Source organism: Sphaerisporangium sp. NPDC005288, from assembly GCF_040607475.1.
GTDB classification, from domain to species: domain Bacteria; phylum Actinomycetota; class Actinomycetes; order Streptosporangiales; family Streptosporangiaceae; genus Sphaerisporangium; species Sphaerisporangium rhizosphaerae.
Window position 1 is genome coordinate 100,824 of the sequence record NZ_JBEXGT010000028.1, and the last position, 23,121, is coordinate 123,944.

At 73.1% G+C, this 23,121-nt stretch carries 18 protein-coding genes and 1 pseudogene; 7 read left to right on the top strand and 12 right to left on the bottom strand.

The window, feature by feature from the left end:
• Window positions 1-225: 225 nt before the first annotated feature.
• On the top strand, window positions 226-2,196 hold the full coding sequence (locus ABZU32_RS25290) for a DUF998 domain-containing protein (RefSeq protein WP_354925720.1): 1,971 nt from the start codon (window positions 226-228) through the stop codon (window positions 2,194-2,196).
• 64 nt (window positions 2,197-2,260) lie between these two features.
• Entirely contained in the window at window positions 2,261-3,052 is a 792-nt protein-coding gene (locus tag ABZU32_RS25295; RefSeq protein WP_354925723.1) for a hypothetical protein, read from the top strand.
• Window positions 3,053-3,093: 41 nt separating this feature from the next.
• On the opposite strand, the gene ABZU32_RS25300 is transcribed toward ABZU32_RS25295, so the two are convergent.
• A complete protein-coding gene (locus ABZU32_RS25300; protein ID WP_354925725.1) occupies window positions 3,094-3,648 on the bottom strand; it encodes a helix-turn-helix domain-containing protein in 555 nt (184 codons plus the stop codon).
• 123 nt (window positions 3,649-3,771) lie between these two features.
• On the opposite strand from ABZU32_RS25300, the gene ABZU32_RS25305 reads away from it, so the two are divergent.
• Window positions 3,772-4,434 (top strand): methyltransferase domain-containing protein, encoded by a 663-nt coding sequence (locus tag ABZU32_RS25305; RefSeq protein WP_354925728.1) that lies wholly within the window; start codon window positions 3,772-3,774, stop codon window positions 4,432-4,434.
• Window positions 4,435-4,462: 28 nt separating this feature from the next.
• Here ABZU32_RS25305 and ABZU32_RS25310 read toward each other — a convergent pair whose 3' ends face one another.
• From ABZU32_RS25310 to ABZU32_RS25335, 6 genes are all read right to left on the bottom strand, one after another.
• Window positions 4,463-5,359: a glycosyltransferase gene (locus tag ABZU32_RS25310; RefSeq protein ID WP_354837107.1), complete on the bottom strand. Its 897-nt coding sequence runs from the start codon at window positions 5,357-5,359 to the stop codon at window positions 4,463-4,465.
• Window positions 5,360-5,572: 213 nt separating this feature from the next.
• Complete coding sequence (locus ABZU32_RS25315) at window positions 5,573-6,352, bottom strand: CDP-alcohol phosphatidyltransferase family protein (RefSeq protein ID WP_354925731.1); 780 nt, start codon at window positions 6,350-6,352, stop codon at window positions 5,573-5,575.
• Complete coding sequence (locus tag ABZU32_RS25320) at window positions 6,330-7,388, bottom strand: iron-containing alcohol dehydrogenase family protein (protein ID WP_354837111.1); 1,059 nt, start codon at window positions 7,386-7,388, stop codon at window positions 6,330-6,332. The genes ABZU32_RS25315 and ABZU32_RS25320 overlap by 23 nt, the downstream gene beginning before the upstream one ends.
• A 181-nt stretch (window positions 7,389-7,569) precedes the next feature.
• Window positions 7,570-8,304 carry a phosphocholine cytidylyltransferase family protein gene (locus tag ABZU32_RS25325; RefSeq protein WP_354925734.1) on the bottom strand — a complete coding sequence of 245 codons (735 nt, stop codon included), beginning with the start codon at window positions 8,302-8,304 and terminating at the stop codon, window positions 7,570-7,572.
• Between the two features lie 186 nt (window positions 8,305-8,490).
• Window positions 8,491-9,099 carry a DUF5941 domain-containing protein gene (locus ABZU32_RS25330; protein WP_354837115.1) on the bottom strand — a complete coding sequence of 203 codons (609 nt, stop codon included), beginning with the start codon at window positions 9,097-9,099 and terminating at the stop codon, window positions 8,491-8,493.
• A 17-nt stretch (window positions 9,100-9,116) separates the two neighbouring features.
• On the bottom strand, window positions 9,117-11,078 hold the full coding sequence (locus ABZU32_RS25335) for a CDP-alcohol phosphatidyltransferase family protein (RefSeq protein ID WP_354925737.1): 1,962 nt from the start codon (window positions 11,076-11,078) through the stop codon (window positions 9,117-9,119).
• A gap of 309 nt (window positions 11,079-11,387) precedes the next feature.
• Between ABZU32_RS25335 and ABZU32_RS25340 the strand changes: the two genes are divergently transcribed.
• A complete protein-coding gene (locus ABZU32_RS25340) occupies window positions 11,388-12,770 on the top strand; it encodes a bifunctional cytidylyltransferase/SDR family oxidoreductase (RefSeq protein WP_354925739.1) in 1,383 nt (460 codons plus the stop codon).
• A 239-nt stretch (window positions 12,771-13,009) separates the two neighbouring features.
• Here the strand turns inward: ABZU32_RS25340 and ABZU32_RS25345 are convergent, their stop codons facing one another.
• A complete protein-coding gene (locus ABZU32_RS25345; RefSeq protein ID WP_354837608.1) occupies window positions 13,010-14,041 on the bottom strand; it encodes a glycosyltransferase family 2 protein in 1,032 nt (343 codons plus the stop codon).
• Window positions 14,042-14,110: 69 nt separating this feature from the next.
• Between ABZU32_RS25345 and ABZU32_RS25350 the strand changes: the two genes are divergently transcribed.
• From ABZU32_RS25350 to ABZU32_RS25360, 3 genes are all read left to right on the top strand, one after another.
• A complete protein-coding gene (locus tag ABZU32_RS25350; protein ID WP_354925742.1) occupies window positions 14,111-15,634 on the top strand; it encodes an LCP family protein in 1,524 nt (507 codons plus the stop codon).
• A gap of 445 nt (window positions 15,635-16,079) precedes the next feature.
• Window positions 16,080-17,555 (top strand): hypothetical protein, encoded by a 1,476-nt coding sequence (locus ABZU32_RS25355; RefSeq protein ID WP_354925745.1) that lies wholly within the window; start codon window positions 16,080-16,082, stop codon window positions 17,553-17,555.
• A 142-nt stretch (window positions 17,556-17,697) separates the two neighbouring features.
• Window positions 17,698-19,878 (top strand): DEAD/DEAH box helicase, encoded by a 2,181-nt coding sequence (locus ABZU32_RS25360; protein ID WP_354925748.1) that lies wholly within the window; start codon window positions 17,698-17,700, stop codon window positions 19,876-19,878.
• Here the strand turns inward: ABZU32_RS25360 and ABZU32_RS25365 are convergent.
• The 4 genes and pseudogenes from ABZU32_RS25365 to ABZU32_RS25380 all read right to left on the bottom strand — a co-directional run.
• Window positions 19,859-20,689, bottom strand: coding sequence for a phosphoribosylaminoimidazolesuccinocarboxamide synthase (locus tag ABZU32_RS25365; RefSeq protein ID WP_354925751.1), 831 nt, complete (start codon window positions 20,687-20,689; stop codon window positions 19,859-19,861). The two genes, ABZU32_RS25360 and ABZU32_RS25365, sit on opposite strands and share 20 nt — an antisense overlap.
• A gap of 40 nt (window positions 20,690-20,729) precedes the next feature.
• The gene (locus ABZU32_RS25370; RefSeq protein ID WP_354925753.1) at window positions 20,730-21,389 is read right to left on the bottom strand and encodes a hypothetical protein; all 660 of its coding nucleotides are present in this window, start codon (window positions 21,387-21,389) and stop codon (window positions 20,730-20,732) included.
• Between the two features lie 177 nt (window positions 21,390-21,566).
• Entirely contained in the window at window positions 21,567-22,139 is a 573-nt protein-coding gene (locus ABZU32_RS25375; protein WP_354925756.1) for a hypothetical protein, read from the bottom strand.
• 131 nt (window positions 22,140-22,270) lie between these two features.
• Window positions 22,271-23,121: pseudogene (locus tag ABZU32_RS25380) on the bottom strand (hypothetical protein); the annotation flags it as partial.

Genomic DNA, 23,121 nt, shown 5'->3' on the forward strand with positions numbered 1-23,121 from the left:
TGGAACCTCGCGGAAGCCCGTCGCTGGGATGTCTCACAGGCGGCTCGTCAACAATGGTTGACGGCCATCGCCGTGTCAATGTACGTTGACAGCCAGATGGGGCGGACCGGGTACCAGGGCGTCCGTCTCGATGGAGCGAATCGGAGGTGGGTCATGACAGTCCGACCGGAACCGAACGGCGCCGGGGCCGTCGATGGGGACGCGTCACCAGGTGGGGTGGTCGCGATGAGGCCGCCCGTCCTGCGGGCCCTGTTATGGGGCGGCGTGATCGCCGGGCCGCTGTTCGTCGTGGCGTTCGTCCTCGAAGGAGCAACCAGGGTCGGCTACGACGCCCTGCGCCATCCCGTCAGCTCGCTGGCGCTCGGCGAGTACGGCTGGACGCAGGATCTCAACTTCATCGTGGCCGGGCTGCTGACCCTCGGATTCGCCGTCGCGCTATGGCGTGAACTCCGCGGCGGCGGGTCCGGCACCGCCGGGCAGGTGAGGCGGGGCGCCACCTGGGGGCCGATCCTGATCGGGGTCTGGGCGGTCCACCTGATCACCGTGGGGTTCTTCGTGACCGACCCGGTCAGCGGCTACCCGCGGGGAACTCCCGACCGGCTCACCCAGTACGCCACCACGCACGGCGCGATCCACGACCTGGCGGCGATTCCCGGCTTCCTCTGCCTGGGAGCGGCCTTCCTGGTGTTCGCCGTCCGGTTCGGCCGGCAACGGGCGTTCGGCCGGGCCGCCTACTCGGTGATCACCTTCGTCGTCTTCGTGACCGCCTTCATGCTCGCCAACGCGGCTTTCGGCCAGACCGAGGGCCTGGTGCGGTACGGAGGCCTGTTCCAGCGCATCGCCGTCGTCACCGGCTGGCTCTGGCTCACTCTTCTCGCCGCCCACCGCATCTCCGGCAAGGTAGGGAATACCCTACGCGCACTGGGGTGGCGACGTGATCGCGGGCGTCGTACGGCCGTCCCTAGGGTCGAACGCATGAAATGGATCGGAAAGACGACGGCCGTCGGCCTGGCGGCGGCGATGGTGCTGGCGGGCGCGTTGCCCGTGTTCGCCGCTCCGGACACGGAGCGCGGACAGGTGGTGTCGGTCACGCGGTTGGGGACGTTGTCCGCGCGGCAGGTGGCCGCCGCGTTGAAGGGTGACCAGGGCGGCGCCTGGGACACCTGGAAGGTCCGGTACGGAGTGGAGACCTACCGGGTGGTGTACCGGACGGTGGACGCCTCGGGGCGGCGGACCACCGCCAGCGGCCTGGTGGCGTTGCCGCGCAACGGCGAGCGCCGCCTGCGGGCGGTGTCGTTCACCCATGGCACCGAGTTGTTCAGGGGTGACGCCCCTTCGACCACGAAGGAGGTCTGGGGGCGGGCTCCGGCGCTGACGTACGCCTCCGCCGGGATGGCCGCCGTGGCCCCCGACTACCTGGGCCTCGGCAAGGGGCCGGGGCGGCACCCGTGGATGGACGTGCCCTCCGAGACGACCGCCTCCCTGGACATGCTGCGCGCGGCCCGCCGGTTCGCGTCGGAGTCGGGCAGGCAACTGCGACGCGAGGTGCTGGTCACGGGTTTCTCCCAGGGAGCCTCCGCGGCGCTCGGACTTGCCAGGGCGTTGCAGACCGGAACCGACCCCTGGTTCAGGCTGGGAGCGGTCGCGCCGGTCAGCGGCGCCTACGCGTTCAGGGACGCCGAACTGCCCGCACTGCTGAAGGGCAGGACGGACGCGAAGGCGGGCGTGATCTACGCGGCGCTCACCTTCGTGGCGTTCAACCGGCTGCACCATCTGTACGACTCGCCGAGCGAGGTGTTCCGGGCGCCGTACGACCGCCGGATGGAAAAGCTGCTGGACGGCTCGCACACCGGTCTTGAGGTGGTCAAGGGCACGCCGAACACCATCGACGCACTGCTGACGCCACGAGGCCGGGCCGCACTGGCGCACCCGACCGGCCGGCTGGCCGGCGCCCTGCGGGTGGTGGACGGCGTGTGCGCGTGGAAGCCCAAGGCCCCGATCAGGCTGTACGTCGCGAAGGGCGACGAACAGGCGGTGAGCGCCAACAGCCCCCGCTGCCGGGCCATGCTGCGAGCCCACGGAGCCACCGCTCCGCTGGTCGATCTCGGAACGCCCGAGTACGGCGGCTCCCGGCACCTGGGCTCCCACCAGGCGGCCACCGCGGCGCTGGTCCGCTGGTTCGCCTCGATGTCCTGACAAGGCCCGTTTCTCCCCCCGATCGGCTCGTAGGGTTGCTCCCAGGGTGATGGAGGAGCGTGTCGTGCGGACGCTGATATGGGTCGTCGCCGGAGCGGCGATCGTCGCGACCGTCGCCCGCTACGCGGTCTCCATCGCCATGGGGCAGGGGGAGGATGTGGTGAGCGAGACCGTGTTCACCGTGACCTGTCTCGCCGCGGGCGGATGGCTGGCCGAACGCCCCGCGACCCGGCGCATCGGGCTGGTCTTCGCCGCCGGCGGGGTACTGGGCTCCGTCGACCCGGCGATGTGGCTCTGGCGGCGGATCGGGCCGCCGTTCCCTGAGATCGGCAACGATGTCAGCTTCGACGCCTGGCTGACGTACTGGCTGTGGGTGCCTCAGGTGCTGATGGTCCCCCTGGTCGCCATGGCTCTCTACCCGGACGGCCGCGTGCGCCTGCGATCCGCCATGGGGATCGCGGTGGCCGCGGTGGTCACGGCGTCGGTCGCGGGAGCGACCTACAACTGGCCGCGCAGCGACGGCGGCTCGCACGGCAATCCGCTGAGCCTGCCCCTGCGGGACGCCCGCCTGCTGCAGTGGGCCACAGTGGCGCTCGTGGCCGTGGCCCTGGTGGCCGTGCTCGTCTCGCTCGCCGCTCGCCGGCCGGCCGCCGGCCAGGCCACCCGCCGGCTCCTGCTGATCCCGTACGCCGTGGCCGCAGTGGCGCTGGTACAGCTCTCGCTGCTGAGATTCCTGCCGGCGGTGGCGCACGACCTCAGGTGGGCGCTGGTTCTGCTCGTCGTGGCCTCGACGGCCGGCCTCGCTCGTGTGACCGGCCCGCGACCAGAGCGGAAGGCGGCCGGCGCGCGAGGCTGAAACGTGGTCGCGGTGCTCACGCGCTCGCGTGCTCGCGTGCTTCACGTGCGCCCCAGGGCGGCGTGGACGGCGGGGAGGGTCGCGTCGCGGAAAGCGGCGTCGAGATCGGCGGGGGTGGCCGTGATGTCGCCGTCCAGCCATGCGCGGAGCAGGGCCATGAACGCGCCGACCACGCAGATCACCAGCAGGTCGAGCGAGGGCGACGGCCGGCCGCCGGCGGCGACGAGCTCGTCCCGGACGACGGCGCTCAGCACCTGCTCGGCACGGGCCATGATCGGGCCGCCGCCGCGCCTGCCCAGCAGGGCCCGGACCAGACGCCGTTGCTCCAGCGCGTGTTCGAACATGGGCAGGCTGAAGGCGAAGAGCCGTCCCGGGCCGGCGGGCGGCGCGGGACGCAGGAAATCGAGTTCGTCGATGTTGCTGAACAACACGTCCTGCTTGTCGGTGAAGTGGGCGTAGAAGGTGGAGCGGCCGATGTCGGCGCGGTCGATGATGTCGGTGACGGTGACGGCGTCGTAGCCCTTCTCCAGGATGAGCGCCACAAGGGCCTCCTGGGCGGCCCGCCGGGTGCGCCGGACCCGTCTGTCCTCGGACACTTCCCGGCTCCTGTTCGGTATGGCACAGCACGGCCGATCTGCTCGTTGACTCCCCACCATAGTGAACGCACCATTCATTAATGAACAGTCCGTTCGGAACCTGAGGTTGGGAAGGACGACATCATGGCCCTGGGAAAGGTGTTCCACAACCACGCCGAGCACGCCGACGCGGGCGGCACCATCGACCGTCCGCGCGCGTACGAGCTCTTCGTCACGGTCGGCTTCCTCGGCGCGCGCCGCACCGTCTTCACCCGCCTGGCGGCGCTCGCCAGGCCGAAGGCGGGTGAGCGCGTCCTGGACGTCGGCTGCGGCACCGGATACCTGAGCCGGGTGCTCGCACCGGTGGTCACCCCGAGCGGGCACGTCACCGGCCTCGACCCCTCGCCCGCCATGGTGGACTACGCGCGCCGCCGCGCCCCGGGCAACTGCGACTACGTCGTGGGCGAGGGGCAGGACCTGCCGTTCCCTGACCGGTCGTTCGACCTGGTGGTGTCCAGCCTCGCCGTCCACCACATCCCGGCCGACGACCGCCCGGAGGCGTTACGGCAGATGTTCCGCGTGCTGCGGCCGGGAGGGCGCCTGCTCATCGTGGAGTTCCGCCCGCCGACGGGTCACCTGGCCGGCCGTCTGGTCGGCCTGCTGACCGGCCCCGCGATGCGGCGCGGCCCCGCCGAGCTGCTCGGCACGCTGATCCCCGACGCCGGTTTCCGGGTCGAGTCGCAGGGGGACCTGCCGGCGATGATGTATCACGTGCGCGCGACACGCCTGCGGCAAGCGGACGCCTGAACGGGGTGGTCCTCCTTCGCCTGATCGGTCAGACGATGGGGGGGCGGCCGAGGCGGAGCATGCGCCAGGCGGTGCGCCAGGCCATGGGGCGGCGCTCGCCGGCCGGCTCGCGCAGGCCCTCCTTGAAACCACGGAACCAGGACTTGATCGCCACCGAGGACCGCTCGCGCACGAGCGTCAGCAGCACCCAGTCGAGCAGGTAGAGGGCCGCGAGCGCCCACGGGAGGTTGCGGCGGGCCAGCCAGACCCGGTTGCGGGCGTTCAGCCGGTAGAAGTCGGCGTGGCGGGTCGGCGGCACCTGCGGGTGGTACATGACGGCGTCGGCGTCGTACTCGATGCGGTAGCCCTCGCCCAGCAGGCGCCAGGCCAGGTCGGTCTCTTCGTGGGCGTAGAAGAAACGCCCCGGCAGGCCGCCGACCTGCAGGAAGGCCGAACGCCTGATCGCACAGGCCCCGCCGAGGAACGTGGTCACCGGCGAGGAGCGCTGTGGGTCGCCGGCCCGCAGCCGCGGGACGTGGCGCCGCTGGCCGACGCCGCCCTCGGGGTCCATCACCCGGAAGGAGATGACCGCGAGGTCGGGCTCGGCGGCGAAGCGCTCGCGGACGTGCGCCGCCACCTTGTCGTCGGCGTACCAGCCGTCGTCGTCGAGGAACAGCACGACGTCGCCGGTGCACTCGCGCACGCCGTAGTTGCGTCCCTCGGGGATGCCGACGTTGTGCGGGATGCGCACGGTGCGGACCGTGGCCGAGCCGTTCGGGATCACGGCCAGCTCGGGCACGTCGGCGCCGTTGCCCACGACGATGACCTCGACGTCGCCGTCGGTCTGCGTGAGCGCGGACTCGACCGCGCGGTCGAGCTCGGCGACGCGGTTGCCCATGGTGAGAACGACACACGAGATCTTCAACGCGTCATCGCCTCGACGCATGGAGAACGCATTGGGTCATGTTCACCGAGTCTGTGTGAGCGGGCCATCTTGGGTGTCGACGGGTACTGCGAAATAAGCGTATCGGAACTGTCGGCGAACCCCCGCCAAACAGTGGCGGTGAGTCCGGTGACGGCTCTTGACAGAGATACGACGCCGATGGGCCGCCGCCGGTTCCGATGCTTTCGCATCTCGCGCGAGCGGCCCCGGCTCATCTCAGGCCAGCCGCCTCGACGCCAGGATGCTGACGAGGTGCAGGACGGTCTGCAGCACGGCGAACACGACGCAGGCCACGGTGAGCACCTGGGTGGCCGTGAGGCCGCCCGCGACCGTTCCCCACACCGCGTCCAGCACCGCGGCGATCACGGCGAGGATCGACAGCTCGACCGCCTGGATCACCCGGTGGAAGCGCAGCGCCGCGGCGACCTTGCGTGCCGCGCCGAGCCGGCGCGACTGGAAGTGCTCGGCCGCGGCCTCCGTGGTGGCCGAAAGCCCCGAGCGCGCCCGGGCGACGTCCACCAGGTCGGTCTCGGACTTGATCAGGATGGCGCCGAGGGCGGCGGCGAACCCGAGCACGGTGTACCAGTCGGGAAGCGTCTCGGAGGCGCGGAAGCCGAGCCCGATCAGCAGGGCCGCCTCGGCGAAGTAGTGGCCCACCCGGTCGAGGTAGACGCCGGTGATGGACGTGCGGTGCGTCCACCGGGCCAGCTCGCCGTCGGAGCAGTCGAGCAGCAGGTAGACCTGGATGAGCACCGCGGCCGCGATCGCCGCCCACAGGCCCGGCAGCGCCAGGACGACCCCGGCGAGCAGGCCGGAGACGATCATGAGGCCGGTGACCTGGTTCGGCGAGATGGGCGTGCGGGCCAGCGCCCAGGTCACGTAGATCGACAGCTTCCGCATGTAGAGCGCGCCGGCCCAGTGCTCGCCCGAGTTGCGGTCCATGGTGGTCTGCGGCTGCGCGACCGCGCGCAGCTCAATGACCGACGGCCCGGACATATTCCTCCACCCGGTCGCGCACCTCGGCCTCGGACAGGCGCAGGTGCTCAAGAATCGTGTACCGCCCGGGACGGGTCGACGGAGCCAGCATCACCGCGGCGGTGAACTGCTCGGCCGTCAGACCGACGTCGGAGGGGGTCACCGGCAGGCCGTGACGGCGCAGGCAGCCGGTGATCTGCGACAGCCGGTGCTCGTCCTCCCGCAGGAAGAAGCAGAAGGCCGCTCCGACCCCGGCGAGCTCGCCGTGGTTGGAGGTGCCTGGATAGAGCTGGTCCACGGCATGAAGGATCTCATGATCCCCACCGCTGCTGGGACGCGAGGACCCGGCGACGACCATCGACATGCCGGACAGGATCAGCGACTCGGCCAGGACCGTCAGGAACGCGTCGGACTCGACCGAGTCCACCCGTCCCAGCACGGCCTCGGCGCTGGTGCGCGCCATCGACACCGCCAGGCCGTCGATGGGCTCGCCGCGCTCGACGCTGCCGAGCTGCCAGTCGTCGATGGCCGACAGGTTGCTGATCACGTCGCCGACGCCCGACCGCACGAGCGCCGGAGGGGCGCCGTGGACGAAGTCGAGGTCGACGAGGATCGCCAGCGGCATCGGCACGCCGAACGACCCCTTGCCGCTCTCGTGCTCCAGCGAGGAGACCGGGGAGCAGATGCCGTCATGGGAGAGGTTCGTGGCGACGGCGACCATCGGGATGCCGGCCAGCGACGCGGCGTACTTGGTCACGTCGATCGTCTTGCCGCCGCCGATGCCGACCACGGCCTCGTAGGCGCCCTTGCGCAGGTCGGCGCCCAGCGACACGGCGGAGTCCACCGACCCGTCGGGGACGCGGAAGACCTCGGCGTCGCACAGCGTCGGCGCGATCAGCCCGGAGATGTGGGCGCCCTGCCCGGCTCCGACGGCCACGGCGACCCGTCCGGAGGTGGCCACCCGGCTGTCGGCGAGCAGCGCGCCGAGCTCGGCGACCGCGCCACGGCGGACCTCCATGGTCAGCGGGGCCATGAGCATGCGTGCTAGAAGCGGCATCGCGGCTCCCGCCCTCTCGCTGCCCCCGCCGACCTCGCCCCGGCCGGCGGGGCATCCGTCGACCCGGGTCCCGTCGACCGGGCGACTGGCGACCAGGTGTCCGTCGGCCGGACACCCGGCGACCAGGCGACGGCCGTCGTCGTGCCGCGGGCCGGCGGACGGGTGACCGCCGGCGGCTCGGCTAGTAGGTGCACGCGATCTCCCTGGCCCGGGCGAGGTCGTCATGGTTGTCCACTTCCACCCAGTCGACCTTGCCGATGGGCGCGACGGCGATCTTCTCGCCCCTGGCGACCATCTCGCCGTACCCGTCCTCGTAGTACAGCTGCGGGTCGCGCTCGAAGGTGGCCTTCAGCGCGTCGGCGAGGCGCTCGGCCGCCGCGGGCCGGATGAGCGTGGCGCCGATGTACTCGCCGAACGCCTCGGCGGGGTCCATGAGCTTGGTGATGCGCGCCAGGTGGCCGCCCTCGTCGAGGGTGACCTTCATCTCCTCGTCGGCCAGCCGCTTGACGTCGTCGACGGCGAGGAGGATGTCGCTGGTCGCGGGCGCGGACAGCAGCGTGCGCTCGACCGAGACGGGGTGGACGGTGTCGCCGTTCACCAGCAGCGCGCCCTCGGAGAAGTGGTCACGCGCGCACCAGAGGGAGTAGGCGTTGTTCCACTCCTCGGCCTTGTCGTTGTGAACGAGGGTGAGCTTCACGTCATGCCGCCGCTCGAGCTCGGCCTTGCGGTCGTGGACCGCCTGTGCCGCGTAGCCGACGATCACCACGACATCGCGCAGGTCGACCGCCGCGAGATTCCGCAGGGCGATGTCGAGGATCGTGGTCTCTCCGTCGACCGGCACGAGCGCCTTGGGCAGCGTGTCGGTGTACGGCCGCAGGCGCCGCCCGGCCCCGGCGGCCAGTACCATTCCCAGCAACGTGCACTCCTCTATCAGGCCAGCATGTGTAGGCCAAAGGTTAGTTGCCTGGGGGTGGTGATCGTGTAATCCGGAGTTCACCTATTCCGTTACCCGACCAAACGTTGGCAATGCGGGTGCGATGCCACCCCCGGGCTCGCCGCTGCTCGCCGCCCCGGGCTCGCCTGCCGGCCGTCGCGCGACCGGTCAGTCCTGGCCGCCGAGGTCGGCCGCCTCGACGCCCGACCGCGGCGCGGCCAGCCAGCAGGTGACGCTCTCCCAGCAGAACAGCGCCGACAGGTAGAGCGCCAGCAGCGCGAACACCGGCGTGACGATGCCGAGCAGGGCCCCGAGCGCCACCAGCAGCATGCGGCCCTCCCAGCCCAGGCCCGCGGACGCCAGCCAGGGCGGCGGGTAGACGTGCTGACGGCAGCGGTACACGACGTCGTAGTGGTGGAACAGCATCGCGCCGAGCAGCCCGAACACCAGCACCCGCGGCACGCCCCACGCGAAGCCCACGCAGGCCACGAACCCGTACTCGGTCAGGCGCAGGATGGGCGGGACCAGCCAGTCGAGCCGCCCGTCGTGCGGGTGGGAACTGCCCGGCCCGGCGAGCATCAGCGCCACGGCGGGCGCGAAGACCGCCGGGCCGTCGGCGCCCGCGACGCCGAGGAGCAGCATCACCCCGGTCACGAACGCGCCGGCCAGCGCCGGCGGCAGCGGCGGGAGCTGGCCCGCGACGAGCAGGCCCATGCCGCGCGCGAGGACGCCGTCGTCCCGGTAGGTCACCACGGAGCTGCGCGGGACCCTGGTCATGTGCATCGTGGTCGTGCTCAAAGAGACCTCGCGATTCGGCCGGTCAGCGTGTACAGCGCCGCCACCCCGCCCCACGCGAGCAGCGCGAGGAAGGTGACGCGCGCGTTGAACAGGCCCGCGGTCACCGCGATGAGCACCATGCGCTCGCCGATCGGCAGCACGATGATCTTCTTGAGCCAGCGTGACGCGGTGTTGCGGTCGAGCCGCGCCGACAGCCGCACCACGAGCCCTCCCCCGCCACGACGCACCGCCACCGGCCCCGCGCCGCCGGCCATGACCGCCGCGCCCGCCGCCGCGCCCGCCGCCGGCCCCCTGCGGCCCGCCGCCGGGGTGGACGGCGCCCCCGAGAGGTCGCCTCCGCCGTGGACCGGCAGGTCGGGCGAGCCCCCGAGCCCGGGACGCTCCCAGATGGGGTCGACGCCCGCGGCGTCCGCCCGCGCCCCCGCGTACGAGAAGTCGATCATGTGGCGGATGGCCTGGACCAGCATGGCCGCCACCGCCAGGGCCCAGACCCCCTGCGGCCCGGTGACGCCGCCGTCGGCCCCGCCGGCGTACCCGACCGCGAGGCCGACGTACACGACGTACTCCTTGACCCGGTCGAACGTGGCGTCCAACCAGGCGCCGAGCGGCGAGAAGGCGCGGGTGTAGCGGGCGAGCTGCCCGTCCACGCAGTCGAGGACGAACGACAGGAACAGCAGCACGGCGCCGGCGAGCTGGGCGCGCCGCTGCCCGGCCGAGAACGCCACGGCCGAGAGGCCCGCCAGGCCGACCGACAGGCCGGTCACCGCGTTCGGCGTGAGCCCCAGCCGCGCCGCCGCCCGGACGAGGTGGCCCGACCAGGAGCTCACCAGGAAGGTGGCGACGAAGCCGTCGTCGGACTTGACGGCGGCGGCCAGGCGGGCGCGGTCCTCGTCCACCTCGGCCAGCCGGACGATGGCGGCGTCGGCGTCCCTCTGCCCGCTCACCCTGGCGCAGTGCAGCAGCCCGAGGGGGACCGCCCGCACGGCCACGCCGACCCGGACGAGCCCCGCCAGCAGGAGGTCGGCGACCTCGGAGTCGTCGGCGCCGCCCAGACGGCGGTCGCGGGCCAGGTTGGCGAGCTCCTCGGCCACTTCGGCGAGGCTCGCCAGGTCGGCCTCGCCCACGTGCAGCACCGCCCGGAAGCGGGCGTTGGGCTCGGCCACGGTGTGGAAGGAGTTGCCCGCGGCGACCACCCGCCCCCGCTCCGCCCGGACCGGCGCGCGCGAGGACGGGGCCGCCGGGCTCGCCGAGGACGGGAGATCGCGCTCGGCCGCGACCAGCGCGCCGGTGCCGCGCGCCGGGTCGGCGAGCAGCAGGGCCAGCGCCTCGGTGTGCGCGACCAGGTCGCCGGGGAACACCGCGACCGGCCCGCCGCCGGCCCGCGCGATGGCGGCCACCGCGCGCAGATCACCCACCAGGCCGGTGCTGCGGATCACGCGTCCCGCGTCTTCGATCACCGGGTCGCCCCCGGTGCCCTTCACGGCCTCGACCACCGCCGCGTCGGCCTCGGACGCCTCGGCGCCCTTCACCCCGTCGACCGTCCCGGAGATGCCGACGTTCCCGGTCGTCCCGGTGGTCCCGGTCGTCCGCGAGGCCAGGGAGGTCCCGGAGGCGCCGGCGGTACCGGAGGTCTCGAAACGCTCGAACCGCTCGGACGACCCGAACGGCCCGGCCGGCTCCGGCGTCGCGCCGGCGCCAGGGTCGTGTGCCGGCTCGCGCGCGGTCGCCGGTTCGGGCCGGAACACCGACACGACCTTGGTGACCTCAAGGGTGAGGAGCTGGTCGGCCAGGCGGTCGACCAGCGTGCCCTCGGCGCACCCCAGGCGGGCTCCGGGAGTGGTGGCCAGGACCACGGCGACGGCCGGCGGCGCCTTGACGGCGGGCGGCTCCCCCGGACGGTTCGCGGACGGACGCGCGCTCGGTGGCCGTACCGGGGGCGGGTACGCGGATTCAGGCAACCGGGGTCTCCTTCCGCGACCGGGGATCGTCCACCCCGCAACGTAACCGAGCCGTCACGGGGCTTGCAATCCCATCGGCGGGTTCCCTGGCGATCCGCAGGTCACCGGCAGCCGTCATATCCCCATGGACCCGGACGCCCGCCACGGAAGGTGACCAACTCCGACCATCAGTGAACACCCCGGCAACCGGCCGCACGCACCACGGGGCGGCCCTTCTCCGAGGGCGCCGAGGACCGTGGCGGGGTGTGGACGGCGGGTAGGGGTCAGTAGGGTCGGCGCAACAGGGATCGGAAGGGAAGTTCGACTTTGGTGGCACAGGAAGCTCGTCCGCGGACCGTCGGGGTGGTCCTCGCCGGCGGTGTCGGGCAGCGGGTCGGGCTCGGCATGCCCAAGCAGCTCCTGCGGGTGGCCGGGCGGACGATCATCGAGCACACGCTCGCCGTCTTCGAGGCCGCGCCCGAGATCGACGAGATCGTCGTCCTGATGGCGCCCGGCCATGTCGCCGAGGTCGAGGAGATCGTCCGGCGCGGCGGCTTCGGCAAGGTGAGCAAGGTCGTGGAGGGTGGGGCGAGCCGCACCGAGTCCACCTGGCGGGCCCTGCGGGCGCTCGGACCGCAGGAGTGCGACGTGCTCCTGCACGACGCGGTGCGCCCGCTGGTGGAGCCGCGCATCATCACCGGCTGCGTCGAGGCGCTCAGGACCCACCGCGCGGTCACGGCCGCGATCCCGTCCTCGGACACGATGGTGGTCGCGGCGCCCGGCCCGCACGGGGAGGTCATCCAGGACGTCCCGGACCGTTCGCGGCTCCGCCGCGTCCAGACCCCGCAGGGCTTCCGGCTCTCGGTGATCAGGAGGGCGTACGAGCGCGCCCTCGCCGACCCGGAGTTCGCGAACCGGCCCGCCACCGACGACTGCGGCGTGGTGCTCAGGTACCTCCCGGAGGTCCCCATCCGCCTCGTGCCGGGCAGCGAGCACAACATGAAGGTCACCCACCGGGTGGACGTGCACATCGCCGAGAGGCTGTTCGAGCTCGCCGGGCGGGCGGCTCCCGCCGTCGCCGCGCCGCGCATCCGCCGCCGCGCCCTGGAGGGCGGCACGGTCGTGGTCTTCGACGGCGACGACGGTGACGACGGGGTCGGGGCGCGGGTCGCGGAGCTGGCGGCCGGGTACGGCGCCGCCGTCCACCGCTTCTCGCGCGACCGGGACGGCGTCCGGGTGGAGGACCCCGCCTCGGTGTCCGACGTCCTCGGCCGGGTCGCCAAGGAGAGCGGGCGCATCGACCATGTGGTCAACGTCTCGGGGGTGCCGCGTGCCGGGCGACTGCGGGACCTCGCCGAGCCGGCGGTGGCGGAGGTCGTCCAGATCGGCCTGCTGGGCCCGGTCACCGTCGCCAGGGCGGCCTTCCCGCACCTGCGCGAGACCGGGGGGCAGGTGGTGCCGGCGGTCTTCCCGTCCGGCGTCGGGGACGGGGCCGCCGGCGGCCTGCGCTCCACGGTGATGGCGGCCGCGGCCGAGCTGACCCGGGCGCTGGCGCAGGAGTGGTCGGACTCCGGCGTGCGGGTCAACTGCGTGAGCCCCGAGCCGGCGGGGATGGGCGACGATCCGTCGCCGGCCGCGGTCGCCGAGGTGACCCTCGACCTGCTCGTCTCGGGCCTGACCGGCCGCGTGGTCGACGTCCCCGGCACCCCCTGAGCGGGCCGGGTGCTCGCCATCCCGGACACTCCCTGAGCCGGCCGGGCGGCCGACCTCACTGCGGGGCACTGAACGAGCCGGGCACTCGACGTCCCGGCGCCGGCCGCGTGGCGGGCCCCCCGGAAGGCTCTGAACCGGCCGGGACGCCGGCGTTCCCGGCGTCCTCGTGAACCGGGGCCGCCAGGACGCCCGAGCCGGGCCGCCGCCAAGGGTGAGGGCTTCCCGGGGGCGCCCCCGTCTTACTGTGCTCTCGCCTCCTGTGGCGGCTTGCCGAGGCTGGGCGGGCTGGTGAGGAAGCCCCAGCCCCACGACAGGTGCATGGTGGCGTAGACCAGCGGCAGCCGGGCCAGCGCCGCGGAGGAGAGCCCCCGGCCGGTGGCCACCGAGCCGGCCACGATGGCCGCGACGTACGCGCCCGGCACCAGCAAAGTGGGCCAGTAGAAGGGCGAGACGAGCACCGCGAGCAGCATCGCCGCCACCGCGAACGGCGGGGCGAGGTAGCGCAGGTTGATCGTGCCCTCGTGGGTGCGGGCCACGACCCGCCGCCAGCGCCCGTAGTGGAAGTACTGCTTGGCCAGGGCCTTCACGCTGGGCCTCGGCCGGTAGGAGACGCGCATGCGCGGCTGGAACCACACCAGGCCGCCGGTCTCGCGGATGCGGTGGTTCATCTCCCAGTCTTGGGCGCGCTGGAAGTGCTCGTCGTAGCCGCCGACCCGCGCGAGCGCCTCGCGGCGGAAGACGCCGAGGTAGACGGTGTCGGCCGGACCCGCCTGCCCACCGGTGTGGAACCGCGCGTTGCCCACACCGATCTTGGAGGTCATGGCGCGGGCCACGGCCTGCTCGAACGGCGTGACGCCCTCGGCGGCCATGATGCCGCCGACGTTGTCGGCGCCGGTGCTCTCGAGCGTCTCGACGGCCACCTGGAGGTAGTCGTCGGGGAGCATGGCGTGCCCGTCGACGCGGGCGATGATCCCGTTGCGGGACGCGCCGATGGCGGCGTTGAGCGCGTTCGGGGTGCGCCCGGTCGGGTTGGGCACGACCGTCACGCGGGGGTCCTCGGCCGCGAGGGCGTCGGCGACCTCCTGCGTGCGGTCATGGGACGGGCCGATGGCGAGGACGACCTCGATGGGACCGTCGTAACGTTGGGCGAGAACCTGCCGCACGGCCTCGCGCAGGTGCCGCTCTTCGTTGAGCACCGGCATGACGACCGAGATCGGCGGCCAGACTCGAGTGGTCTGGCCGGTTCGGGGCGAGTCGGGGAACTCCTTCATGGCGGCGCTCACGCTACTGTACGAGCGGGTGGGGACGGCAACCCATCGGGCGGCGGAGCGTCCTCACCGGTGAGCGTTCGACGCGGAGGGGGCCACCAGGTGACCGACGACGACTCCGGCGTCCACGTCGGCGGCGACGCCTACGGCGGCGTCCGGCTGTCGCAACGCCGCACGAAGCGGGCACGGGCCGGCGTGCGCGGCCTGATCGTCACCGGCGCCCTGTCGAGCATGGTGCTCCTCGGCTCGGGGGTGCTGTGGTTCCTGTCGACCTACGCCACCAGCCAGATCAAATCGGTGAACGCGGGCACGGCGGGCTCGGACGCGCGGGGCGCGATGAACATCCTGCTCGTCGGGGTCGACAAGCGCGACGACCTCACCCGCCGCCAGCAGAACCAGCTGCACCTCGGCAGGGAGGTCGGCCAGCGCACCGACACCATGATGGTGATCCACCTCTCGGAGGACCACTCGAAGGTCACCGTGGTGAGCCTCCCCCGCGACAGCTGGGTCGACATCCCGGGCAAGGGCTCCCATAAGATCAACTCGGCGTACTCGCTCGGCGGCGCGCCGCTCGCCGTCAAGACCGTCCGCCAGGCCACGGGGCTGACCATCAACCACTACGTCGAGGTCAACGTGCTGGGGTTCATCAACGTCGTGGACGCCCTGGGCGGCGTCTCGGTGTGCACCCCGGTCGCCATCGACGACACGCACACGGGGTTCAAGCTGCAGCCCGGCACCTACCGGCTGGACGGGGTCAAGGCGCTGTTCTACGCCCGCACCCGCGCCACCGCCCGCTCCGACCTCGACCGCATCGACCGCCAGCAGCAGGTCATCTCGGCCCTGCTCCAGCGGGCGCTGAGCGGCGGCACGCTGGCCAACCCGGCGAGGCTCACCTCGCTGGTCTCCTCGACGCTGAAGCTCCTCACCGTCGACCAGCCCCTGGCCAAGGACCTTCTCGGGCTGGCCGACCAGCTCAAGGACGTCTCGACCGACGATGTGTCCTTCACGACGGTCCCGCTGGCGGATGTCGACTACAAGGCCCCCACGGGCGAGTCGGCGGTGCTGTGGGACAAGACGGCGGCCCGCGACCTGTTCGCCCGCATCAAGGCGGACGAACCCCTGGTCGCGCCCACCGCCTCCACGAGCGCGAGCCCGTCGCCCTCTGCCTCGGCCTCTGCCTCGGCCTCTGCCTCGCCCTCTGCCGCCGCGCTCACCGTCCCGCCCTCGCGCATCGCGGTCCGGGTCGTCAACGGCACCACCGTCACGGGTTTGGGCGCGCGCACCAAGAACGACCTGCTGAAGCAGGGGTTCCAGGTGCCCGCTCCTCCCGGGGACACCACGCCGCGCAACCACACCGGCACCCTGGTCCGCTACCCGGCCGGGCGGGAGGATTCCGCCCGCACCGTCGCCGCCGCGATCCCCGGCGCCGAGCTGCGCCAGGCGGACGTCCCGGGCATCGAGGTGGTCGTGGGCACCGAGTACTCCGGGACCAAAAAGGTCACCGTCAAGGAGCCCGTGGCGACGGTGACTCCGTCTGCCACGGCCACGGCGACGCCGGTGGCGAAGACCGCGACCGAGAACATCTGCAAGAAGTGACGCCCGGCCCCCTACGGCGATGTCGCCCCTCGGACCGGTAAATCACCTCACATCTCGCTATTTACGTTTCTTCACTAAGATTTCCCGCCATAACCGCATTTTGGGTTGACGGGGGGAGCAACGATCCATGAATGACCCGACGGGTGCGGGACCCGGCCGGCCTCCGAACACGCCCCCACCCGGGCCGCCGCCCTACGGCTCCCCGCCGGCCCGGCCCCCGCACGGCCCTCCACCTGCCCGGCCCCCGCACGACGCCCCACCCGGACAGCCCCCGTACGGCTCCCCGCCCGGTCAACCCCCGTACGACGCCCCGCTCGGCCAACCCCCGTACGACGCCCCGCCCGGGCAGCCTCCGCAAGACCGGCCCCCGTACGGCGCCCCGCCCGGCCGGTCTCCCTTCGGCTCCGCGCCCGGCCTGCCCCCGCACGGACGGCCCCCGCAGGGCATGCCTCCGTTTCCGCCTGGTCAGCCCCCGCACGGGTTCCAGCACGGGCGGCCCCCGTTCACGCCCGGACAGCCCCCGCACGGGGCCCAGCACGGGCAGCCCCCGTTCACCTCCGACCAGCCTCCGGCGCCGCCGTCCGGGGGTCGGGGGCGCAAGGTGCTGATCGGCGGCGCGATCGCGCTGGCCGTCCTGGCCGGGGCCGCCGGGGCGGGACTGGTCGCGCTGTCCGCCGCCGCCCCCGGCCGGGAACCGAAGGCCGGGCCGTCCGGCTCGGCCACGCCGTCCGCTCCGGACACCGCCGGCCGCCTCACGCAGGCGGTCGCGGCGCTGGAGCGGCTCCCGGGCATCCGCTACAAGGGCACGCTGGCCGGGTCCTCCGCCACCGTGGGCCTGAACGTCATGGTGCTGCGGCACGGCACCGCGTACGGCACGCTCGACCTGGAGGACGCCAAGGTGAGCGTGCTGTCGGTGGCCGGCTCCTCCTCCGGCGACATCTTCCTCAAGGGCGGGCGGGACTACTGGAGCGCCGCGCGCGGCGTCGCCGCGTCCGTGGCCGGGAGCTACGTCGGCAAGTGGGTCAAGGTCGCCCCGGGCAAGGGGCCGGTCACCGCCTTCGACGGCCTGACGCCCGCCCGGCTGGCGCGGATGATCGTCCCGCCGGGGAGCAGGCCGCAGCCGGAGCCCGGCGCCGAGGAGCGGGTGAACGGCGTCGCGGTGGAGAAGCTGCGCCTGCCGTTCGGCCACGTCTACCTGACCACGGCACCGCCGTACCGCGTCGTCCGCATCGAGATGCCCGGAACGCCCGAGCGCGAGCCGGACACCGACGGGGACACCGGCACCGACGGCGGCGCAGGCACCGACGGGGGCGCGGACGGCGACGGGGGCACCGGCACCGACGGAGGGGTGGACGGCGACGAGGGCACCGGCGCCGAGACCGCCGGCCCCGACCTGACGCACGCCGTCTTCTCCCGGCCCCCCGCCCGCGTCACGGCGGCTCCGGCCCGGGCGCGGCGCGCCCAGGGGCACCTGGACCTGACGGAGATGACCGCCGAGGACGTGGGCACCTCGCTCGCGGCGCTGAAAACCCGGGTGCGCGGGCTGCGCTCGTCGATCGACTCCCGGGTCAGCGTCGCGGTGAAGGGCACCGGCGGCCTGTCGCCCTGCGACTCCTCGGCCTGCACCGCGCACGCGCGGCTGACCAACCGCCTGGCCGGCCAGGACCCCGGCCACGGCGAGGACGCGAAGGTGGCCGTGGACGTCACCATCGGCTTCCGCCTGGACGGTTCGCCGGTCGGCTCGTGCACGCGCCGGCTGGTCATGCGGCCGAACAGCACCGGGCAGGTGTCGTGCCGCATCACCTACCATGCCCGCAGCGACCGGAGCCACTACATGGACGCGCGCATCACCGCGCTGCCGCGCACCGTGACCGCGGGCGGCGTCCGGGACATGCTGGACGCCCTGGGCAAGGAAGGGTGAACCCGCGTTGACACCGGCCTGAGCGGCACGCCACGGTGATGGCCATCGTGCGGCCACCACGGGAGGACGAGGCTTGGACAGCGTCGGGCACAGGGCAACGGAGACCAGGCCGTCCACGCCTGCGCCGGACACACCCCAGGAGGTGAGGGAACTCCTCGCCGACGCCGAGCGCCTGCTCGCCGCCGCGCGGGCGCTGAGCGCCGACGAGGCCGCGGCGCGGGCCGAGGTCCAGCGGGCGCTGTCATCGCTGCGCGCCCGCTCGGCGCGGGCCGACCTGGCCGCGATCCCGGTGGCGCGGCTGAAGGACGTCACCGAGGGCCGGCTGCGGCTCGGCACGCTCGAACAGGCCGGGTACACGACGGTGCTGGACGTCCTGGACGCCACTCCGTACGCGTTGCAGCTGCTCCCCGGCATCGGCGCGCGCACCGCGGCGCAGGTGCGCGCCGCCGCCGCGCAGATCGCCAGGGCGGCCGAGGAGACGGTGGCCGTGCGCGTCGACGTGGACCGCCGCGACGACGCCGAGACCACGGCGCTGCTGGTCGCTCTGCACCGGCTGGTCGCCGCCGGTCCCGACCTGCCGCGGGCGGTCCGCGCGGCCAGGACGGTTCAGGACGGGCTGGCCGCGCCGCTGCCGGCGGCGCGGCCCGCGCGCGGCCGGCTGCGGATGCTGGTCGCGGGCCGGGACGGCCGCAGGCAGGCGCGGGAGGCGGTCGCCGAGGTGGCCCGCCTGCTCTCCGAGGCCGACGCGTCCGGGGCGCGGCTGCTGCTCGCCCAGGCCTCGGTGGACCTGCTGCGCCCCCAGGCGTCCGACATCGAGGCGTGGGCCGACTTCGAGCTGCGGCCGCCGGAGTACTACAACCTGCTGGCCGAGGTCGCCGCCCTGGAGCCCGACCGCGTGGCCGCCGAGGGCTTCCTGCCCGACGCCGTCTCGGCGCGCGTGCGGGCCCAGGAGCTGGACGACGCCCACCGCAGGGTGTCCCTGCGCGGCTACCAGGCGTTCGGCGCGCGCTTCGCCCTCGCCCAGCGCAGGGTGATCCTGGGGGACGAGATGGGGCTGGGCAAGACGGTCCAGGCCATCGCGGCCATCGCCCACCTCAGCGCGCGCGGGGACCGGCACTTCCTGGTCGCCTGCCCGGCCAGCGTCCTGATCAACTGGACGCGCGAGGTCGAGTCGCGCAGCACGCTGAAGGCCTACCGCCTGCACGGCCCCGACCGGGGCGCGGCCGTCGCCGAGTGGACCCGCACCGGCGGCGTCGCGGTGACCACCATCGACTCGCTGCACCGGTTGCCGATCCCCGCGGAGGTCGGCGTGGGCATGCTGGTGGTGGACGAGGCGCACTACGTCAAGAACCCGGCGGCACGCCGCTCGCAGGCGGTGGCCGAGTGGTGCGCCCGCACCGACCGCGTGCTGTTCTTGACCGGGACGCCGATGGAGAACCGCCTGGAGGAGTTCCGCAGTCTGGTCGGCCACCTGCGGCCCGACATGGTGCCCGCCGTGCGGGGCGGCGACGCGGCGGCGGGCCCGCAGTCCTTCCGCAGGGCGGTGGCGCCCATCTACCTGCGCCGCAACCAGGAAGACGTCCTCACCGAGCTGCCCGACCTGGTCATGGTGGACGAGTGGGAGGAGTTCAGCCCCGCCGACCTGGCCGCCTACCGGGCCGCCGTGGCCGAGGGGAACTTCATGGCGATGCGCCGCGCGGCCTACGCCGTTCCGGAGTCCTCGGCCAAGCTCCAGCGGCTGCTGGAGCTGGTGGAGGAGGCCGCGGGCAACGGGCTGAAGGTGGTGGTGTTCTCCTACTTCCGCGACGTCGTGGCCGCCGTGCACCGGGCACTGGACGGCCGCGCGCACGGGCCGATCACCGGCGACCTGCCGGCCGCCGCCCGGCAGCGGGCCGTCGACGCGTTCACCGCCGCGCGCGGGCACGCCGTGCTGCTCGGTCAGATCCAGGCCGGCGGCCTCGGGCTGAACCTGCAGGCGGCCTCCGTCGTCATCATCTGCGAGCCGCAGGTCAAGCCCACGATGGAGAGCCAGGCGGTCGGCCGGGCGCACCGCATGGGCCAGACCCGCAAGGTGCAGGCGCACCGCCTGCTGACCGCCGACAGCGTCGACCAGCGGATGCTGGACATCCTCCGCGACAAGACGAAGATCTTCGACGCCTACGCCCGGCGCAGCGACCTGGCCGAGTCCACGCCCGACGCGGTCGACATCTCGGAGCAGACGCTGGCGCGCCGGATCGTGGAGGAGGAACAGCAACGGCTCGCCCTGCCCCCCGAGGCTTCTCCCCCGGAGGAGCCGGGGCGGGTCACCAGGACGTGCCGGTGATGCGCTCGTAGGCCTCGATGTAGCGGGCGCGGGTGAGCTCGACGATCTCGCCGGGCAGCTCGGGGGCGGGTTCCTTCTTGTCCCACCCGGTGCCGGTGGCCCAGTCGCGGACGAGCTGCTTGTCGAAGGCGTACTGCGGGCGGCCGGGCTCCCACCGGTCGGCCGGCCAGAAGCGCGAGGAGTCGGAGGTGAGCACCTCGTCGGCCAGCACGAGCGTGCCATCGGCGGCCCTGCCGAACTCCAGCTTGGTGTCGGCGATGACGACGCCCCGCGCGGCGGCGAGCTCGGCGCCGCGCCGGTAGATCTCAAGGGTGAGGCGGCGCAGTTCCTCCGCGGCCTCGGCGCCCTCCTGGACGACCACGTCGTCGAAGGTGATGAACTCGTCGTGCGCGCCGAGCTGCGCCTTGGTGGTGGGGGTGAAGACCGGCTCGGGCAGCTTGGAGCCCTCAAGGAGCCCCGGAGGCAGCGCCACGCCGGACACCGAGCCCCGCGCGCGGTACTCCTGCAGGCCGAGCCCGGCCAGGTAGCCACGCGCGATGCACTCGACCTGCACCATGTCGAGCCTGCGGCAGCGCACCGCGCGGCCGGCGAACTCCTCGGGCACGTCGGTCGCCGAGATGACGTGGTTGGGCACGATGTCGGCGAGCTGCTCGAACCACCACAGCGACAGCCGCGTGAGGATCTTGCCCTTGTCGGGGATGAGGGTCGGCAGGATCACGTCGTACACCGAGACGCGGTCGGAGGCGACGAGGATGATGTCCCCGCGGTCCTCGTAGACGTCGCGGACCTTCCCTGAGTGGAGAAGTTTCACCCTGCCCCCTGCTGCGGTCTCACCTGCGGACGGCTCAAGGCTACCGCCGGGCCGTCCGCTCCCTGCGCCGCAGGGCCACCCGCCGCAGCAGGACGCCCATCAGTGCCGCCAGTGCGGCCGCGGCGCCCCCGGCGCCGTACCACAGGGCCGTGGAGGACCCCGGACGGCCGCCGGCCGCCGGCGCGGGCAGCCGGTCGGAGTCGGCGGCGCAGACGATCGGCCGCCTGCTCCCCTTGGTGGTGGCGCAGGCGACCGCGGCGAGCCGCTGGGTGCCCGCGGGCAGCGCGCCGACCTGGACGGTGGCGCTGTACCGGCCGGTCCCGCCGGCCGGCACCTTCCCGCTCCAGGTGACGCGGCCGCCGGTCACCTTGCCCTTGGGAGCCGAGGAGACGAGCCGGACGCCGGGGATCAGGGTCTGGGTGAGCAGCAGAGGCGGGGTGTCGGCGTTCCCGGTGTTGGTCACCTTGATCGTGTACGTCACGCGGTCGCCCGGCCCCACGCCGGCGAGCCCGTTGTCGATGCCGATGCGCAGCGCGTAGTCCTTCTTCGGCTTGGCGGGGTGCGGGGTCGCGGCGTGGGCCGCCGCGGTCCCCGGCGGCAGCAGGGCGAGCGCGACGGCCACGCCGATGCGGGCGCCGGCCGTCCGCCCCCGGACGGCGGAGGCGGCGGTTTCCCGTCCGTGGACGGCCGGAGGTTCCATCGAGCACTACCCTTCGATCGCGAAAGCCGCTTCGCCGCCGGTTTTCCGGATGCGGGCTGCGACTCGCACGATAACGGCGCCCGGCGGGAATTCGGCGTCCGCGCCGCGCGTGCGGCAGGCAGTCTTTAACGAAGTGCGGCCCGGGGTCGCCGTCGCGTGGGCGGCGCCCGGCGGGCGTCACAAAGTGGTCGCGACGTAATCCAGGATTCCGCTGTAGGTGTCGGGCCGGACGAACGGCACGATAATGCGGTAATTGTTGGTGATGGCGTCGCCCGCCGGGGCGGAGGCGCTGTTCTTGACGGCGACCACCAGCGGCGTGGGATGGGTCAGCGGAGCGTAGGTGCCCGCCTGCACCGGCCCGTCGACCTGCAGGGCGTTGGCGGGGATGACGTCGGTGTTCCCCGCGATGGCGCCGGTGAGGTTCGGGGTGCGCGGGACCACCGACACGTTGTAGCCGGCGAAGTTGTTGGTGGTCACGGTCATGGTGACCGGGGTGGCCCCCGTGGTGGGAATCGACCCCGGCGCGCCTGTGAGGGTGAAGGAGTCGGTGAGCCCGGTCAGCGTGATCGACGAGAGCACTTCGACGTTCGCCGTTGTGCTGTCGGCGTCGGTGTCCGCCAGCACCGACGACCCGGTGAAGGCGAGCACCCCCGCCGCCACCGCCGTCATGCCGGCCCCGGCCGCGAGGCGTGCCGACCACGTCGCACGATATTCGTTCACCTTCGACACCAACTCCCTGGGAAGCTCCATTTCGATAATGATGATCACCGGAAAATGTCCTATCCAAACCCCGCGAACGCGCTTTTCAGCCCCCTTGGCCCCCCAAAGTAATGCCGCAGGGAATCGCATCCACAAAAGCTGCGGAATGGACATCGGGGACATCAGTCCGTGGTCGCCACGTACTCGATTGTCGTGGAATATCGCCCGGACGGGACAAACGGAATATCCACCTCATAGTCATTACTGAGGAGGTCTCCGTTCTGCGCCGACGGGCCGGCCTGCTGGTGGACGACCACCGGTGTGGTCGCCGACAGGGTCTGGAACCCGGTCGTACCGGTCTCCCGCACGCTCAGGGCGGAGACCGGGATGGTCGCGTTGGTGCCGGGCGCGGTGAGCACGGTCGAAGTGGCCCGCGCACTGACGTTGTAGCCGCCCGGACTGTTGGACACCACGGTCATCGTCACCACGCCGTCGCCGCGGACCGTGGTGTCGGGCAGCCCCGTCAACGTGAAGCCGTCGGGCAGCGCGCTCAGGGTGATGCTCTGCGCCACCTCGGTCACCGTGTCGGCACACCGGTTGTCGGTGCCGCCCACCGGGCAGTTCGCGCCGGTGGCGGCGGAGGTCACGGTGGTGGTCAGGACGCCGTCGCCGCTGATCGGGTTGCCGGTGGTGACGGTGAAGGTGACGGTGGCGGTGGCCCCGACGGCGAGGTTCCCGGTCCAGGTCAGGGTGGGCGCGGCGTAGGTGACCGTGCCGCTGGTGGCGGTGGCGTCGCCGTTGTAGACGGCGTCGTCGAGCACATCGGCGAGCGCGGCGCTCACGGTCGCACCGATGTAGGGCGTCTGCCCGGTGTTGGCGATCGTGATCGTGTACGCCACCGTGCCCGCCGCCACGACCGTCGCGGCGCCGGAGGCCACGGTGATGGTCAGTTCGGGGATCAGGACGGTGAAGGCGGCGGTGCAGGCGGGGTCGGTGCCACCGGGTGGGCAGTTGGCGCCCAGGGTGGTGGAGG